Origin of the sequence: Enterococcus thailandicus (genome assembly GCF_001886265.1) — a bacterium.
Lineage (GTDB): Bacteria > Bacillota > Bacilli > Lactobacillales > Enterococcaceae > Enterococcus_B > Enterococcus_B thailandicus.
Genome location: NZ_JXLE01000013.1, coordinates 65,341 through 82,381 on the forward strand (window position 1 = coordinate 65,341; position 17,041 = coordinate 82,381).

The 17,041-nt window shown below is 37.4% G+C and carries 15 protein-coding genes; 2 read left to right on the plus strand and 13 right to left on the minus strand.

The features are described from left to right. Window positions 1-3 precede the first annotated feature (3 nt). The 5 genes from RV17_RS09780 to groES form a co-directional block, all read right to left on the minus strand. Window positions 4-927, minus strand: a complete 924-nt coding sequence (locus RV17_RS09780) for a LacI family DNA-binding transcriptional regulator (protein WP_067482876.1) — start codon at window positions 925-927, stop codon at window positions 4-6. A gap of 18 nt (window positions 928-945) precedes the next feature. Further along, window positions 946-1,215 carry a hypothetical protein gene (locus tag RV17_RS09785; protein WP_067482878.1) on the minus strand — a complete coding sequence of 90 codons (270 nt, stop codon included), beginning with the start codon at window positions 1,213-1,215 and terminating at the stop codon, window positions 946-948. A 154-nt stretch (window positions 1,216-1,369) separates the two neighbouring features. Beyond that, window positions 1,370-2,782, minus strand: a complete 1,413-nt coding sequence (locus RV17_RS09790; protein ID WP_067482880.1) for a PTS sugar transporter subunit IIC — start codon at window positions 2,780-2,782, stop codon at window positions 1,370-1,372. 424 nt (window positions 2,783-3,206) lie between these two features. Then, a complete protein-coding gene (groL, locus tag RV17_RS09795) occupies window positions 3,207-4,832 on the minus strand; it encodes a chaperonin GroEL (RefSeq protein WP_067482882.1) in 1,626 nt (541 codons plus the stop codon). Between the two features lie 40 nt (window positions 4,833-4,872). Further along, complete coding sequence (gene groES, locus RV17_RS09800; RefSeq protein ID WP_071869115.1) at window positions 4,873-5,157, minus strand: co-chaperone GroES; 285 nt, start codon at window positions 5,155-5,157, stop codon at window positions 4,873-4,875. Window positions 5,158-5,392: 235 nt separating this feature from the next. On the opposite strand from groES, the gene RV17_RS09805 reads away from it, so the two are divergent. Next, on the plus strand, window positions 5,393-6,046 hold the full coding sequence (locus RV17_RS09805; RefSeq protein ID WP_071869116.1) for a CPBP family intramembrane glutamic endopeptidase: 654 nt from the start codon (window positions 5,393-5,395) through the stop codon (window positions 6,044-6,046). Window positions 6,047-6,103: 57 nt separating this feature from the next. Here RV17_RS09805 and RV17_RS09810 read toward each other — a convergent pair whose 3' ends face one another. The 3 genes from RV17_RS09810 to RV17_RS09820 all read right to left on the minus strand — a co-directional run bounded on the left by RV17_RS09810 (window position 6,104) and on the right by RV17_RS09820 (window position 9,846). Then, a complete protein-coding gene (locus RV17_RS09810; RefSeq protein WP_067482885.1) occupies window positions 6,104-7,537 on the minus strand; it encodes a 6-phospho-beta-glucosidase in 1,434 nt (477 codons plus the stop codon). A 36-nt stretch (window positions 7,538-7,573) separates the two neighbouring features. Next, complete coding sequence (locus RV17_RS09815; RefSeq protein ID WP_067482886.1) at window positions 7,574-8,905, minus strand: PTS sugar transporter subunit IIC; 1,332 nt, start codon at window positions 8,903-8,905, stop codon at window positions 7,574-7,576. A 191-nt stretch (window positions 8,906-9,096) separates the two neighbouring features. Next, the gene (locus tag RV17_RS09820; protein WP_086270683.1) at window positions 9,097-9,846 is read right to left on the minus strand and encodes a MurR/RpiR family transcriptional regulator; all 750 of its coding nucleotides are present in this window, start codon (window positions 9,844-9,846) and stop codon (window positions 9,097-9,099) included. A 147-nt stretch (window positions 9,847-9,993) separates the two neighbouring features. Between RV17_RS09820 and RV17_RS09825 the strand changes: the two genes are divergently transcribed. Continuing rightward, entirely contained in the window at window positions 9,994-10,623 is a 630-nt protein-coding gene (locus RV17_RS09825) for an NAD(P)-dependent oxidoreductase (RefSeq protein ID WP_071869117.1), read from the plus strand. 389 nt (window positions 10,624-11,012) lie between these two features. On the opposite strand, the gene RV17_RS09830 is transcribed toward RV17_RS09825, so the two are convergent. The 5 genes from RV17_RS09830 to yycF are packed head-to-tail and all read right to left on the minus strand — an operon-like array spanning window position 11,013 to window position 16,610. After that, complete coding sequence (locus RV17_RS09830) at window positions 11,013-11,822, minus strand: MBL fold metallo-hydrolase (protein WP_067482895.1); 810 nt, start codon at window positions 11,820-11,822, stop codon at window positions 11,013-11,015. A gap of 55 nt (window positions 11,823-11,877) precedes the next feature. Next, on the minus strand, window positions 11,878-12,750 hold the full coding sequence (locus RV17_RS09835; protein ID WP_071869118.1) for a two-component system regulatory protein YycI: 873 nt from the start codon (window positions 12,748-12,750) through the stop codon (window positions 11,878-11,880). Continuing rightward, window positions 12,751-14,070 carry a YycH family regulatory protein gene (locus tag RV17_RS09840; protein ID WP_067482898.1) on the minus strand — a complete coding sequence of 440 codons (1,320 nt, stop codon included), beginning with the start codon at window positions 14,068-14,070 and terminating at the stop codon, window positions 12,751-12,753. It abuts the gene before it with no gap. Then, a complete protein-coding gene (walK, locus tag RV17_RS09845) occupies window positions 14,067-15,902 on the minus strand; it encodes a cell wall metabolism sensor histidine kinase WalK (RefSeq protein ID WP_067482899.1) in 1,836 nt (611 codons plus the stop codon). The genes RV17_RS09840 and walK overlap by 4 nt, the downstream gene beginning before the upstream one ends. A gap of 3 nt (window positions 15,903-15,905) precedes the next feature. Next, window positions 15,906-16,610, minus strand: a complete 705-nt coding sequence (gene yycF / locus RV17_RS09850) for a response regulator YycF (protein ID WP_067482900.1) — start codon at window positions 16,608-16,610, stop codon at window positions 15,906-15,908. Between the last annotated feature and the right edge of the window lie 431 nt (window positions 16,611-17,041).

Below are 17,041 nucleotides of genomic sequence, written 5' to 3' on the forward strand. Positions count from 1 at the left end.
TCTTTATCTTTGAATAAATTCATATGGAATCTTGATTTGTTCCGGTTGTCTTTTCAAAAATAAGTGAAACGCCATTTCACCACACTGCTTCAAGTGATGATCAATAGTGGGAAAATTTAAGAGATCACTCACATACAGATTGTCTCTGCCAACTAATTTAGGTGCTCGACCTTTCGGAAATGTTTTAAGGATACCAGCTGCAACCATATCTGAATTCGTAAAAATGCCATCTACTGGATGCTCATTAAAAAAAGCACCTGCCTTGATCCCATCTTCCAAACCAATACAATCCCAGAAAACCATTTCTTCTTCAAAATTCGAATAGACTTTCCGACATAATTGCAAGGTAATCTTAGAATTAAAACTAAGTCGACTACTCCTTCCTAAAGTAACACCTAGTTTTTTGACACCAGCTTTTTGTAAAAATTTCAATGCTTCCGTAATCGATTGTTCCCGATCAATAAAGACACAGCTTGATTTTTCATCTTTGATTTCTTCGCAAAAAATAATAGGGCCATATTTTTGGTACGCTTTCAATTTTTCTAACGAATGAGCACGCGAGGTTACGATCAAGCCATCAAATCTTTTTGCTGCAAACTCTTCGAGATACTCTTTTTCACGACTTGCTTGATAATTTGTCGGTAACAAGGTGACTTTATAATTGGAATCGAAAGCGGCTTCAGTAATTCCACTAATCAACTGATCAAAGTATGGATGATTGGTGTATGGCAAAATGACTCCTAAATTTTTGGTTTCTCCATAGCTTAATGTTCGTGCATTTGCATTAGGAATATAGTCTAGTTCCTTCATAACTGCTAAAATTTCTGCTCGTTTTCTTTCATCCACATAAGGGTGTTCATTAATAACTCGAGAAATAGTCGAGACGGAATAACCTGTTAAACGTGCGATATCTCGAATAGTTGCCACGATGATGATTCACCTACCTTAAACGAAAAGTTTTTCTTGTAGATAGTCTATCACAGCCGGCCCACATTCATAAAACTGATACAACTTTTCTTGATAATAAAAACTAATTCGCTGTCCGCCCCAAAATGTATCTTTTGTTAAATTCGTTAACTGATTGACATCGATTTCTTCTCTCATTGGTTTGTTCAGGCCTTGAAAACTTTTTAAAACTAGTTTATTTTCATTACAATCTACCAACGCGTAAAAACAAGTGCTTGATGTTCCCAAAACTTTCACATAAGTATGCATAGGTAAGCCCTCCTTCTTGATAGCTCGAGTATAGTTTATGAAACGCGTCCCAGAGCAAGCGGAAAGTTTTGGTTAAATAAAATCCAAGCAAACAAGTTGGAAATACTGTTTGCTTGGATTATTTTTATACTTATTAACAACTTTTTCAGTGCAATCAGTTTGTTTCGTTTGTTTCTCCCAAATTAGGGTCTAACTTATTTGCCGCAAGAATAAATGGTGCCCAAATCAATGCTGCTACAAGCAAATTCACAATCGTCAACACAATGGCACGCCAATCTCCAGCAGTCGCTAAGAAACCACTAATAATCGTTGGCATGACCCAGATTACATTGACAACTACAGGTCTTACAAATCCCGCCATCGTTGCGAAGTATGCAATAGTGGCAGTAGCTAAAGGCGCTAAAATAAACGGAATCATTAATAACGGATTTAGTACAACCGGCAAACCAAACATCACTGGTTCATTAATATTGAATAAACCCGGAGCAATACCTAGTTTCCCAACTGTTTTATAATCCGCACGTTTTGATAAGAAAAGAATCATTACAATTAATACTAAAGTCACACCTGCACCACCAGGCCAGACAAAAGCTTCAAAAGAGCCGGCTACCCACTTAAACGGAATTGGCTCATTATTTTGAAAAGCATTCGTATTTTCAACCATAGCAGTTCCATAAAGTGTTTGTAGTACTGGTGACATAATGTTCGTTCCATGAAGCCCAAAGAACCAGAGAACATGAACAAGTAGCACAATGATAAATACTGCGCCGTAGCCCTGTGAAAGATGCATTAAAGGCTTTTGGATTGCTTCAGAAATCCAGTCGATTAAAGGAACACCAGCCGTTTGTTTGAATAAATAGTTAATAATTCCAACAACATACAAGGAAACCACTGCAGGGATGATTGCAGCAAAAGCCTTAGAAACAGCCGGTGGTACAGAGTCCGGCATACGGATAATAATGTTTTTTCGAATTAAAAGAGCAAAAATAATGACTGAAATAAATCCAAAGATCATTGCAGTAAAAAGACCCGATCCACCCATATACTTACCAAAGTTAAAATAACCCCATGCGCCCATCGAGAGCGTTTGGCCACCTTCTGCAGCATCAGAAAGAACTCCACCTGCTGTAGTGATCATTGTCGAAGCTTCTTCTGATAACTTCTCTGGTAATGTCAAAACTGCAGTAGCGGCATCCGGTAATCCGATGATAAAAGCGACTAATGAAACAATACTTCCTGACACAGGATCAACTTCATACGCTTTTGCCAAATTTGCGCCTAAAGAAAGTGCAAATACAACTGCCATAATCGCCAATGTTCCATTCCAAATCAATCCATTTACACCAATAACAGGTGTAAAAAAGGTTGTAATTGCATTGCCCTCTCCTAAATAGGTATTAGGAAAATCGCGCATGAAAGCATTGAGCAAAACTGCGATTGCACCAGCCATTGTTGCTGGCATCGTACCAATAAAGGCATCTCGCAAGGCGACTAAATGCTTTTCTGACCCTATTTTTGTTGCCACAGGTAAAATATATTTTTCCATCCACTTCATCAATCCGTCCATCTTCATCCTCCTAAGTTTTAGTTGCATCACCTATAATGTATGCGCATACATTATAATGATATTACAAATATAGCATATATTTTTATATGTGCCTACTAAACAACACAGACGACTATTTTGGGCCATGAAGAAGACGTACTAAACGATTTTTGTTTATTTAGAGTTAATAACTAAGCTAAAGCAACAGAAATTTTTTCTACTTCTTGTAGTTTTTTCTAGTAAGAACAAACAGCAAGCTGTGCAGCCATATGAACGAAGATAAAAATTATTCCTCAGATAATTTTTTAAATCTAATTTAATCGTATTTCTTTTTAAGATGTTGTTTCTCGAAAGAAAATAGGCACAAAAAAGAGGCACACCCCCTTTGAACAGGATGTGCCTCTTTTTTGTTATACTTTCAATTTTTATGAATTGAAAGTAGTGATTACATCATGCCGCCCATCATTGATGGATCCATTGCTGGAGCAGCAGGTGCAGCTGGTTCTGGTTTATCTGCAACAACTGCTTCTGTTGTTAATAACAATGCTGAAACGGAAGCAGCATTTTGCAATGCAGAACGAGTTACTTTTGTTGGATCAACGATTCCGGCTTCCACCATGTTTACCCATTCGCCTGTTGCAGCATTGAACCCAGTACCAAGTTCAACATTTTTCAGTTTATCAACGATTACTGAACCTTCATAGCCAGCATTTTCCGCGATTTGACGAATTGGTTCTTCTAATGCACGAACAACAATCTTAATTCCTGTTGCTACGTCACCTTGGGCTTCTACTGCAGAAACTTTTCCAATAACATTTACCAATGCAGTACCACCACCAGAAACCATGCCTTCTTCTACGGCAGCACGAGTAGCATTCAATGCATCTTCAATACGTAATTTCAATTCTTTTAATTCTGTTTCAGTCGCCGCACCAACTTTGACTACTGCAACACCGCCAGCTAATTTAGCTAGACGCTCTTGTAATTTTTCACGATCAAAGTCAGAAGTTGTTTCAGCAATTTGATTTTTGATCAATTGAACGCGTGCGTCAATTGCTGTTTTATCGCCAGAACCTTCAACGATTGTTGTATTGTCTTTATCAACAACAACTTTTGAAGCATTTCCTAAGTTATCGACAGTTGCGTCTTTTAATTCTAGACCTAGATCATCAGTGATTACTGTACCACCTGTCAAAATAGCGATATCTTCAAGCATCGCTTTACGACGGTCACCAAATCCTGGTGCTTTGACAGCAACTACGTTAAATGTTCCACGAATTTTATTCAATACTAATGTTGGTAATGCTTCGCCATCTACATCATCTGCAATGATTAATAATGGACGAGATTGTTGTAAAATTTGTTCTAATAGAGGCAAGATATCTTGAATATTTGAGATTTTTTTGTCTGTAATCAAGATATATGGATTATCTAAAACAGCTTCCATTTTGTCATTATCAGTAACCATGTATTGTGATAAATATCCACGGTCAAACTGCATTCCTTCAACAACATCTAGTTCTGTTTCGATCCCTTTTGATTCTTCAATTGTGATGACACCGTCATTGCCGACTTTTTCCATTGCATCCGCAATCAAATGACCTACTTGTTCTGAACCAGAAGAAACAGCCGCAACTTGTGCAATTGCTTCTTTTGAATCAACAACTGTTGAAATATTGTGTAATTCTTCTACTGCCGCTTTTGTAGCTAATTCAATTCCGCGACGAATGCCTAAAGGATTAGCGCCGGCTGTTACGTTTTTCAAGCCTTCACGAACGATTGCTTGTGTTAAAACAGTAGCAGTAGTTGTACCATCACCAGCAATATCATTCGTTTTTGAAGCAACTTCAGAAACTAATTTTGCACCCATATTTTCAAAATGATCTTCTAATTCGATTTCTTTTGCAATTGTTACCCCGTCATTAGTAATCAATGGAGATCCATAAGATTTTTCTAAAACAACATTACGGCCTTTTGGACCTAAGGTAACTTTTACTGTATCAGCTAATTTATCTACGCCACGAAGCATTGCTGCGCGTGCGTCTTCTGCGAATTTTAATTCTTTTGCCATGATTGGTTTCACCTCAATAATAAATTTTGTTTATCTTGTTTTACTCAACGATCGCCATGATATCTTTACCTGAAACGATCAAATATTCTTTACCTTCAAATTTCACTTCTGTTCCAGCATACTTTTCAAACATTACTTGATCGCCTTCTTTAACAGCGGCAGGAACTTTTTCACCGTTTTCTAATAAACGGCCTTCACCAACCGCAACGATTCTACCAGTTTGTGGTTTTTCTTTGGCAGAGGAAGCTAAGACGATTCCTCCAACAGTTTTTTCTTCTTCTTTTGCGACTTCGATGATGACGCGGTCACCTAATGGTTTTAACACGATAAATCCCTCCGATAACACGATTTTTAGTTCCGTTAGCACTCTTACCTTTCGAGTGCTAACCTACATTTTTAATAATACTCATTCTGCTCCTTTTTTGCAAGCTTTTTAAATCAAAGAAATCTGATTTTTTATTTTCATTGGCGAACAACTTTCGTATGGTATAATTACCAATAAATCTTGTCTACTAACACAGGTAAGTCATCTTTTATAAGAGCCTGTAAGGAGGAATTTCATGTCATTAAAAAAATATAGTCTACTAAGCATTTTTTGCTACGGTTTAGTCTTTGTTTCACCTGCCCTTTTAAGAATCACAGGTATTGTTACCTCTTCGACTGGTTTGATTTCGGCCATGACTATTACTTATTTACTAGGAGCAGTTTTGCTGCTGTTTTTGTACTTCAAACAAAAGGAACCTTTAACAATAGAGGCAGATGTCCCTAAAGCAAGTGTTCCTGAAATCATTTTACTTGGATTAGGTGGTATTTTGATAGCAATCTTTTTACAAGGTGCGGCTGTCGGAATCGAAACTTTCTTATTTGGTCAAAGCGCTCCATCTGAAAATACGCAAAACATCATCCAAATGATTTTAAAAGCACCCGCATTTATTCTAGCAACGACTATTGGTGGCCCAATCATGGAGGAGCTTGTTTTTCGTCGTAGTATTCTAGGACTCGTTAGTCACTACTCGAATTTTTGGGTAGGTGCTGTAATCAGTTCTCTACTTTTTGCTGTTGCACATGCAGATGGTCATCTATTGGTTTACTTTTTCTTAGGTTTCTTCTTTAGTTTATTGTATAAATCAACTGGTCGAATTTGGACTTCAATGATTACACATGTAGGTATGAATACATTGGTCATCGTTGTACAGTTGTTAATCCAAAAATAATTTTTGCTTTCAATTAAAAACTGCGACAAAATCTTAAACGATTTTGTCGCAGTTTTTTTAGCTTAATGTTTCACCGTTTGTGGCAATAACTTCCTTATACCAATCAAACGATTTTTTCTTGCTTCTTGCCAATGTTCCATTTCCTTCGTTGTCCTTATCAACATAGATAAAGCCGTAACGTTTTTTCATTTCTCCTGTCCCGGCAGAAACCAAATCAATGAATCCCCATGGCGTGTAGCCCATTAAATCAATACCATCATATTCAACAGCATCTTTCATTGAAGCAATGTGCTCTCGCAAATACTCAATGCGATAATCATCTTCGACTTGTCCGCTTTCCCCAATCTCATCAATTGCACCAAACCCATTTTCCACAATAAATAATGGTTTTTCGTAACGTTCATTGAACCAGTTCATTGCGTAACGCAAACCCATAGGATCGATTTGCCATCCCCAGTCAGATGCTTTCACATAAGGATTTTCTACTAAGTCTGCTGCTTCATCATAGTCAAAAGTTGGTGCTTTATCATGATCTTTGATTGCAAACGACATATAGTAACTAAAGCCGATATAGTCGACACACCCTACCTTTAAAATACGGGCATCTTCTGCTGTTCGATCTAATTCAAATCCTTTTCGTTTAAAGTACGCATCCATATAACTTGGATAGCGACCTTTACAATGCACGTCAGTAAACCAATAACGTCTTTGCATCGCAACTGTTGCTGCCATCATATCATTAGGACTACATGAGTAACTATAGATTGGCACCATGGCAATCATACAACCAATTTCAAAATCTGGATTAATCCGATGTCCGATTTCTACCGCTTGCGCACTTGCCACTAATTCATAGTGTGCAGCCTGATACATGATTGCTTCGCGATCTTCGCCTTCTTCATAACGAATGCCCGAATTAGTAAATGGTGCAAAATCTTCGTGAAAATTCGCTTGGTTATTGATTTCATTAAAGGTCATCCAGTATTTCACTTTCTCTTGGTAACGAGTGAAACAAGTTTCCGCAAACCGAGTAAAAAATTCAATCATTTTTCGATTTCGCCAACCACCATATTCTTTTACTAAATGATAAGGCATTTCAAAATGGGAAAGCGTGATAACCGGTTCGATCCCATATTTTAGACATTCATCAAATAGGTCATCATAAAATTGTAACCCTGCTTCATTTGGTTCTAATTCATCACCTTTTGGAAAAATTCTGCTCCAGGCAATTGATGTCCGAAAACAATTCAAACCTAATTCAGCAAATAAACGAACATCTTCCTTATAATGATGATAAAAATCAATTGCCTCATGATTAGGATAATAGTTGCCTTCAATCACACCATCTGTGATCTTTCTTGCCACACCGTTTTTTCCAGCAGTCATAACATCAGCAACACTAACACCTTTGCCACCTTCTTGCCAACCACCTTCTAATTGATGGGCTGCTACTGCACCGCCCCATAAAAATCCTTTTCTCAACACGCTCATACGATCGACTCATTTCTCGTTAATTTGTAAAATCGTTTATAAAACTTGTGATTCTTCTAATTGATCTGCTTCTGCAAAAGAAAGATCGTTTTCTTGTGCATAGTTCATTGCATCAATTTTCTTCACGAATGGTAAATAGATAAAGAAACCAATTGCTAAAACAAATGTTTGTAACAACGCCGCTTGCCAGCCACCTACTAAAAATCCTGAAATAATTGGTGGTGTTGTCCATGGTACTTGTACAGCTGTAAACAATGGAACTAATCCTGTATACAAAGCGAAGTAAGTAATCACACCAGAAACAACTGGTGTCGCAATAAATGGAATCGCCATAATCGGGTTCATTACGATTGGTGTTGCAAAAATAATTGGTTCGTTAATGTTAAAGATAGCTGGAGCTAAAGATAAACGTCCAAGCTGTTTGAACTGTGCTGATTTTGCAAAGAAAACCATGAACATCACAACACCAATCGTCATCCCAGCACCTGTTACTGTCATGAATTGGTCTAAGAATTGTTGCGTAACAATATGTCCACCATTTGCAACGGTCAATGCTTTACCAGATTCAAGAATCTCTGTGTTTGCTAATGAGTTTGCTTGTAAGATTGGTCCCATGATCCCACCAACAATTGTTGAACCATGTACTCCAAAGAACCATAAGAATGGAACTAAGAAACCAAGCATCAACGCACCACCAAGTGAATCTGTTACACCTTGCATTGGGCTTTGGATTACTTCATAAATCCATTGAATCATTGTTGTGCTGAAGACTGCATCAAAGAAAATATATACAAGCATTGCAAAGGTAATCAAAACAGCTGCTGGAATCAACGCTGTAAATGAGTTTGCTACGTTATCCGGCACTTGCTCTGGCAATTTGATTCGAATATCTCTTTTTAGGAACCAAGTGTAGCCCCAACCAACAAATAGACCAACCAAGATTGCACTGATCATCCCTTGACCACCAGTCCAACCTTTATCAATTACGTTACCAATTACAACACCAGATTCTGCATCCGTCACATCTGAACGCATCGTTAGTAAAAAGATAACCAATGCAATCATCCCTGCTGGTAGCCCTTCAAAGCCTTCATCTTTGACGTAAGAATAAGCAATCCCAACTACTGCAAAAATTGCCATAATAGCAAATGAAGCACCATACGCTTGGTTAAAATAAACTGCGAGTCCAGAATTGTTGACCCACTCTGAAACTGCTGTGACGGGGAAGTTAGCAAGTAGTAAGAAAACCGAGCCAACAATTGTGAACGGCATTGTGTATAACATCCCATTACGTAACGCAGTAATAGGTTTCGTATTAACAAATTTTAAAACCGGAGGTAAAACTTTCTCATTAATCCATTCATTCATAATACTTCTCTCCTTATCCAGTTAAATTAAAAAAATCATCCAATAAAAAATAAGTGCATTTCATCCAATAAATCCTATTCTATACTCCTTTCTTTTTTTGTATCCGTTTACATATATAACTATAACTAACCTGTACAAAGAAAAAAAGAGCTTAGCCTTCTGAAGGAACATGTTCCAACAAAAAAAACAGGCTAATGCGCTCTTTCTATTTCTTGACTCGCTTTTTGCGCTAACATTTCTAATAAAGTCACCACCGGAACTTGTGTTGTCAGGTTTAGCGATTCCTCTTTTCCTCTTGTTTCTGGCATATAATAAGACAAATTATAGTCTGCCAAACGAGCAATCGTCGAGGTTTCATCATTTGTAATACTAAGAACTTTTGCACCGTAGCGTTTAAAATCCTCTGTTTTTTCAATCATTTCAACCGTTTCACCTGATACAGACAAAATGATTGCTAATGTACTTTCTAATCCGCGAGAAGGGACTGGAGCAAACGGATCAGTGATGCTATAGGCATTCAACCCTAAATTGATAAAATAACGACTACCATATAATCCAAGGACACCACTTGTACCAATTCCAGAAAAAGCAACATGACGGGCTTCTAAAATCATTTGGACTGCTTGCTCCAAAACGATTCGATAACTTTCATTATTGACCTTTTTCAAAAAAGAATCTACCTGAACCGTTGCATCATAAAATTGTTCAAACATCTGTTGTTTTGCTTGTGTTTGATAATTTTTTATTGCAAATTTCAGCTCAGAAAAGCCTTGTAAGCCCAATTTGTTACAGCAACGTAAAATCGTCGAAGTTGACACATGGCATGCATCTGACAATTGACGAATCGTCATTTTTGACACTTCTTCTAAATGAGCAATCAAGTAATTATAAACAATCATCTCCAGCTCATTCAGTTGCTTGATTTTTTCTGCTTCAAACACGGCTCCCCCTCCTTTCATTATCTTTTAATTATAACAGAGCAATAATTATAAAAGAAAGTCTGGTGTTGAAATCTTCTATAAAAAACCAATCCTTTGACCCAAGTGACATAACTTCATACAATAAAGGAAATGATAGGAGGTTTTTTGATGAAAATAGCAATTATTGGCGCAACTGGTCACGCAGGTTCATTGATTTTGAAGGAGGCTCTTGCTCGTCATCTTGACGTTACAGCCATTGTCAGAAATGCCAAAAAATTAACAGTAAGTGTTCCATTTATTGAAAAGGATTTATACGATTTGACGACTGAAGACCTTGCTCCTTTTGACGTTGTTGTTGATGCGTTCAATGCACCTGTAGGTAAGAAAGAAATGCATCAAACATCCCTTGCACACTTAGCAAAAATTTTAGCGAATACTTCGACTCGTTTACTTGTCGTTGGTGGTGCTTCTTCTCTATTTATTGATCCAGAAAAAACAACTCGTATGATTGACCAAGTACCAGAAGACGCACCTTTTTATCCAACAGCTTTCCATATGTCGCAAGCACTTGTTCATTTAAAAGACACAAAAGGACTTCGTTGGACCTATATCAGTCCAGCTGCGTTCTTCAATCCAACAGGCGAACGAACAGGAAAATATCAACTAGATGATGACTTTCTTCATAAGAATGCACAGGGAGAAAGCGTTGTCAGCATGGCAGACTATGCCATTGCTTTGATTGACGAAGTACTGGCAGATAAACATGAGAATGAGCATGTTAGTGTCGTGAGCCAATAAAGCAGTTAAAATAAAAAAGGTGCAACCGGTTAGCTAAAAATAACCGATTGCACCTTTTTTATTTGGAATGAATACTTTATGTTCTTAATAGAAAGCAGATTGCTAGAAAGCATCTTGTTACTTAACGTTTTACACCACAATCTTTACCTTCGGTGTTCCCAAAGCAACTTCTTCAGCAATAAGACCTCTTCCCATAAAAATATGAAAAACTATTTTTGTCAGTTGCTCATTATTTTTTCGGAGTTAACCGCTTGGAGCCACAACCTTTATTTACGGTGTTCCCAAAACAGCTCCTCGATATAGCTTGCATCCATATCAAAATATGGAAAGCTATTTTGAATGACTGTTCGCTATCTAGTCGGAGCTGAACGTTTTGTGCCACAACCTTTTTAAATCGAAAACAATTCCGTCGCCTGATCAGGATCCGTATCGTACACATCAAAATCAGAACCCACACCAAAATCCTTTTCTTTTAACGTATTTTCCATCGTCAAATGCGCCAACTCTTTCAAGTTGTTTTCTTTACTCAAATGACCTAAATAGATGCGTTTTGTCCGATTACCAATTACATCAGTCATCACTAATGCACCATCTTCATTTGATAAATGACCACGATCTCCCAAAATTCGTTGTTTTAAATTCCAAGGATAAGAACCCATTCGCAACATTTCTAAATCGTGATTACTTTCCATTAGATAGCCGTCCGCATTTTCAATAATTCCACGCATATAATCACTACAGTAACCAGTGTCCGTTAGCATCACAAATGAATGATTTTCTTTGTAGATACGATAAAACTGTGGCGCAGCCGCATCATGCGAAACACCAAAACTTTCAATATCTACATCCCCAAAAGTTTGGACTTTTCCCATTTCAAATAAATGTTTTTGCTCGACGGGGACATTGCCAATCAATGGCGACATTGCTTCCCACGTTTTTTCATTGGCATACACATCTAAATGATATTTCCGCGCCAGCACACCTACACCATGAATGTGATCTCGATGTTCATGCGTTACTAGAATGCCATCTAAATCTTCAGGTTTACGATCAATTTGAGCCATCAAGGAAGTAATTTTTTTCCCGCTAAGACCTGCATCCACCAATAGTCGTTTCTTCTCACTTTCTAAATAAAGTGAGTTTCCTGAACTCCCACTCGCAAGGATACTGATTTTAAAAGCTGGTTTTTCTTCGACCATTTATTTATTACTTCCCTTCTTCACACTGTAAACTTTTTTCATTATACCTACTTTTTTAATTATCTTCCACTTTTGGAACCACATTATTTGTCACAATCGTATTACTGAATGCGTTGACTGATTCAATTTGAACACTTTTATCACTCGTTTCAATAGCCACATACCAAATTGGAACATATACATTTTTTTCACGAACCTTCACGATACAAGAATAAGCAAGTTGACGCCACAAAATTTTTGAAGAACTAGGAATCTTATTATTCACATAAAGCGTTTGGATTGCTTCCTCTTCTGAATATAGATCCATTTTTTCACGTAGATGTTCAATGTTTGTTAAGTGCGTCTGGGTATATTTCGTCAGTTTATAAACACCCTCGTCTTTTTCCACTATAAAATTGATTTCAGCAGTATCGTCATGAAATGGGATTCCTTCATAGGACTGGCTTGCTTCAATTTCTAGTGAATTTCCTTCTAATGTGGAGAAATTCGACATAAATTCATATTCATCACCATAAAGTACGTTATTTTGACTATTCAAAAATTCTGTAATCGAATGTTTGGTCTGTTTGTTGTCGATTTTGTACTTTTCAGATTCTTCAGCAGTGAACGTCTTCGTTAAAGTCGACAGCCCATCAAAAGTGATTCCACTACGAAGTAGCCCTGTTGGATTCTTCTTTCGGTGTTGTGCTAAGACCGTACCAAGATCGCTTTGTTCGGCACTTAAATAGTATCCCTGTTTACTCTCAGAAGAAATATTTCCTGAATAAGAAATATCATCACTAGCTAGACGATTTTGCAGCGATTCTGTTTGGTCTGAACGTATCACATTGTTTTCTTGATTCATTGCCTCGTGATAACTGCTGAATAAAAAAACATTGAGGCCTAAGAAAGCTAGGAAAAAAATCCATTCAATTTTTTTAAAGTCCACTTAGTTCGCCCCCATTTCAGCTAGTTTGTTAGACAACTCACTGGCGGAGTACCAATTCCCTTGATATTTCACATACCATTCTGGTAACAAGTCTACGACCCGGTTCGTTTCTTTGATATTTTGCCACGTGTAACCAATAATGACTGATTCAAGTTCTTCCTTTTCCGCACCATGGGTAACTAATTGTTGAATAACGTCTGCCGTACTAGCCAATTCCACTGACTCGTCTGAAGGAATAGGTACTTGGATTGCATTTAAGCTGGTCTGAATGTTAACTTGCGTTTTTTCAGTAGCTTCACCATTAATCGTTATACCAACTTTGCCTTTACTATCCGTGCCAAACACTGGGAATCCTTCAACAAAAATCCGATAGTCAATTTGATTATCCGTACGATCAAAATAATGAAGATTTCCTAAGTTGCTGCCAATTTTACTAATGTATGGAAAACTTTTCGAGTAAATATTTCCGTTATTATTTGTATCAGATAACTCTCCACGAAAATCTACAACTTGACTGGCAGAATGAATCGTCATCGTTTCATTGCCACCATAAAAAATCAGTTCGCTGCTTTCATCATTATTTTTCACTTCATCTGGGGATTGAAAGAAAGCATTTCGAAAAAGTGTGTACGGTTGTTGCGATAAAATATAACTGTATTTTTTTAACTTAATTGGTGATTCTGTATCATATTGATGAGCAATCACAGATGTTTTTTTAGACATTTTAGTCCATTTATTTTCATCAAAAGATAACTCTTTTTTGATGTCTTCCCAGTCTAAAGAAAGGTTAGCTTCATAAATCGTTTGATGAACAAAATCCAAGAAACGAATTTTTTTATTTTTTTCATCAAACTGAATACAAGTAAAAGAAATCATCTCTGTATCATCAGATAGATTACTTACATCTAAGTTCAACCCAAATGCTTGGATATATTCTTGTAACAAAAATGGTGCTAGATAAGTTAACTCAAAGCCTTCCGAAAGTTCCTTTTTCTGATCAAATTCAGTTTTATCTCCTGTAACCACTTCTGAAAGCTTACCAAAACGAGCTTTACCGATTACTGTTTGCAGGCGCGAAACTAAGTTTTCACTATTTGTTTCTTGGATATTTTCTCCTTGGACCCACGTCACGTGTAGTGGTAAAAAAATTTCTGAAGATTTTCGATTTGATTGTGATTCAGTCATCACTTGTGAACTCGTTTCGTCAACATTCACTGTTTCTTTTCCAGCAGGACTTAGCCAGATGACATAGGAGAAATATAAACTCAGTGCAACCATCAAAACTAGTCCAATCCGGATGATTTTCCCTGAAATTTTCATTCCCACCAGTCCTCCTCATATGGTTCATATGGTAATGAAATATAGAAAGTCGAACCTTGACCTTCTTTACTTTCTGCCCAAATGGCGCCTCGGTGTGCCTTAACTACTTCACGCGAAATCGCTAAGCCAAGACCTGTTCCGCCTTGAGCACGTGCCCGAGCTTTGTCTACACGATAAAAACGCTCGAATACTCGAGTCAAATCTTTTTTAGGGATACCTAGCCCCTGGTCAGTTATGCTTAGAATAACGTTATTATGTGTTTCTAACAAACGGCAAGTAATCGTTCCTCCATCAGGAGAATATTTAATAGCGTTATTCATGATATTGTCGATTACTTGTATGATTTTGTCAGTATCTATTTCAACCCAGAGATCTCGTTGGGTAAATTCACGGCGAATCGCATATTTTTTTTCTTGATTACCAACCATCATATCGAAACGATCAAGTACAAAATTGATTAGCTCATTAAAATTGACGTATTCTAATTGCAGCTGTGTGTTTCCCGTGTCCATTCGAGAAAGATTCAATAAGTCATTGATCATCCGAATCATTCGGTCTGTTTCATCTAAAGTGACCTTCAAAAAGTTCGGTGCAATTTCTTCGTCTTGCCACGCGCCTTCGCTCAACGCTTCAATATAGCTACGCATACTTGTTAACGGTGTGCGTAGTTCATGGGAAACATTGGAAACAAACTCACGACGTTCACGTTCTGTTTTTTCTTGCTCAGTTACATCATGTAAGACAGCTACCAGACCACTAATAAAGCCTGATTCACGACGAATCATGGAGAAATCAACGCGTAAAATCATTTGGTCACTTTCAGTGGAGCCTGTTGAACGATCGAGAACCATTTCATCTGGATTCTCTAATAATTTACGCAACGTATATTCTTCTTCGATGTCAAGCAAGGTCAAAATAGACTGACCAATTGCCTCTTCATTTTTAATATCTAACAACGATAAAGCCATATCGTTAATCGTAATGACTTTTCCTCGACGATCGGTTGCAATGACCCCATCCGTCATATGCGAAAGGACACTATCCAACCGATTTCGTTCAGCTTCCATCGTATCTTGTGCTTCTTCGATTCGTTCAGCCAACTGGTTAAAAGTATCTGCCAATTGCCCCAATTCATCTTGTCCATGGACTTTTACTTTTCGACTATAGTCACCCCGCGCAATGCGGATAGCTTGTTCGCGCATTTCGCCAATTGGTTGTGTAATCGAACGTGCAACTAAGACCGACACAATCATGGAAATGAATGCCGCAATCAGAGAAGCCGTGAAAAAGATAATCGCTGTGTTACTAATTTCTGAGTACTTTTGTTCAATATCACTTTTGACGTAAAGAGCCCCGATGACGGCATCGCCGGTCGGGGACAGAATAGGCTGAACATTAATATTTACCCGCTTGTCATCTGAATCAAGTGCGACATAACGTTTAGTAGTAAAATCATCAACGGCTACATAATCATTTTTCTTACCGATAGAACTTTGTTCACTTACATCCGTTGTCCCCCGAATGATCCCTTTTTCGTCAACCACACGAATTTCGATAATATCACTTGAAGCACTATTTTCGATAAAACGTTTGATATTCGCATTGACCTCATCTGGATCTGCCGTATCTTTTCGACTAAGCTCAGGGCTAATTGTTGAAGCTAATGAGACAACTGTCTGATTCATATCTTTGATAAAAGTGTTGATCGTGGAGCGCTCCAAACCACGTATAAAATACGCACCAATAATTTCAATCGAAATCAATAAAATCAAAATAAATGTAATGGCGATTTTAAAATTGACTGATCGAAAAAAGCGGACCTTTTTCTTCATTGATTACTCCTGTTCTGGGTTACGCAAGTAGTAACCGACGCCACGACGCGTAACTAAATAGTTCGGGTGACTTGGATTATCTTCGATTTTTTCGCGCAAACGACGTACAGTAACATCAACTGTTCGGACATCACCAAAATAGTCGTAACCCCAAACAGTCTGTAGTAAATGCTCACGTGTCATTACTTGTCCAATATGTTTTGCTAGATAGAAAAGCAACTCAAACTCACGATGTGTCAACTCAATTGTTTCGCCACGTTTCGTTACCATGTAAGCATCTGGATGGATTGTTAGATCACCAATTGTTAGTTCTGATGGTGTTACCTCTTCCACTTCTTTTGCAGCTGCTGCGCCACGACGTAAATTGGCTTTGACACGAGCTACCAATTCTCGATTCGAAAACGGTTTTGTCACGTAGTCATCCGCACCAAGTTCTAATCCTAAAACTTTATCAATTTCAGAATCTTTTGCAGTTACCATGATGATCGGCATGTCATAAGTTTTACGAACTTCTCGTGCTACTTCTAGCCCATCCATTTTTGGCAACATCAAATCTAATAAAATCAAATCAGGTACTACCTCTTCGACTTTTTCTAAGGCTTCTTCGCCATCGTACGCAGTGTAAACATCGTAACCTTCTTTTGTTAAATTAAACTTAACGATATCCGAAATCGGCTTTTCGTCATCGACAACTAAAATTTTTTTCATAAAGAGCCACCTCTTTTTTATTATTGTCATACCTTTTCATTATACCGTATTTCGAGATTTGTTTCATCCTTGCTTTTGAAATGAAATGGAAACTTAAAAAGGTTGTGGCGCAAAGCGTTTAGCTTCGAAAAAATAATGAGCAACTGACAAAAATAGCTTTTCATATTTTTAAGAAAAGAGGGCTTATTACCGAAGAAGCTACTTTGGGAACACCGTGAATAAAGGGTGTGGCACAAAGCGTTCAAGCCCACAAAAAAACAAAGAACAAAAACACAAAATAGTTTCCTATTTTTGTGGTAACTGTTCCTTATTTTAAATAAATTGATTTTGATATCATATAAAAAGAATTAAATATAAATTACTCTTTCAAAAAATGAATCATTTCCCCAATTTTTTATCTCTTGAATATACACTTTAAGTGCAACAGTTGA

What these genes read in the sequence shown, in the direction of transcription:
- RV17_RS09825 (WP_071869117.1), top strand. Translation starts at nt 9,994, where the DNA reads ATGAAAATAGCAATTATTGGCGCAACTGGTCACGCAGGTTCATTGATT.
- RV17_RS09790 (WP_067482880.1), bottom strand. Translation starts at nt 2,782, where the DNA reads ATGGACGGATTGATGAAGTGGATGGAAAAATATATTTTACCTGTGGCA.
- groL (WP_067482882.1), bottom strand. Translation starts at nt 4,832, where the DNA reads ATGGCAAAAGAATTAAAATTCGCAGAAGACGCACGCGCAGCAATGCTT.
- RV17_RS09785 (WP_067482878.1), bottom strand. Translation starts at nt 1,215, where the DNA reads ATGCATACTTATGTGAAAGTTTTGGGAACATCAAGCACTTGTTTTTAC.
- yycF (WP_067482900.1), bottom strand. Translation starts at nt 16,610, where the DNA reads ATGAAAAAAATTTTAGTTGTCGATGACGAAAAGCCGATTTCGGATATC.
- RV17_RS09840 (WP_067482898.1), bottom strand. Translation starts at nt 14,070, where the DNA reads ATGAAAATTTCAGGGAAAATCATCCGGATTGGACTAGTTTTGATGGTT.
- RV17_RS09830 (WP_067482895.1), bottom strand. Translation starts at nt 11,822, where the DNA reads ATGGTCGAAGAAAAACCAGCTTTTAAAATCAGTATCCTTGCGAGTGGG.
- RV17_RS09810 (WP_067482885.1), bottom strand. Translation starts at nt 7,537, where the DNA reads ATGAGCGTGTTGAGAAAAGGATTTTTATGGGGCGGTGCAGTAGCAGCC.
- RV17_RS09805 (WP_071869116.1), top strand. Translation starts at nt 5,393, where the DNA reads ATGTCATTAAAAAAATATAGTCTACTAAGCATTTTTTGCTACGGTTTA.
- RV17_RS09815 (WP_067482886.1), bottom strand. Translation starts at nt 8,905, where the DNA reads ATGAATGAATGGATTAATGAGAAAGTTTTACCTCCGGTTTTAAAATTT.
- walK (WP_067482899.1), bottom strand. Translation starts at nt 15,902, where the DNA reads ATGAAGAAAAAGGTCCGCTTTTTTCGATCAGTCAATTTTAAAATCGCC.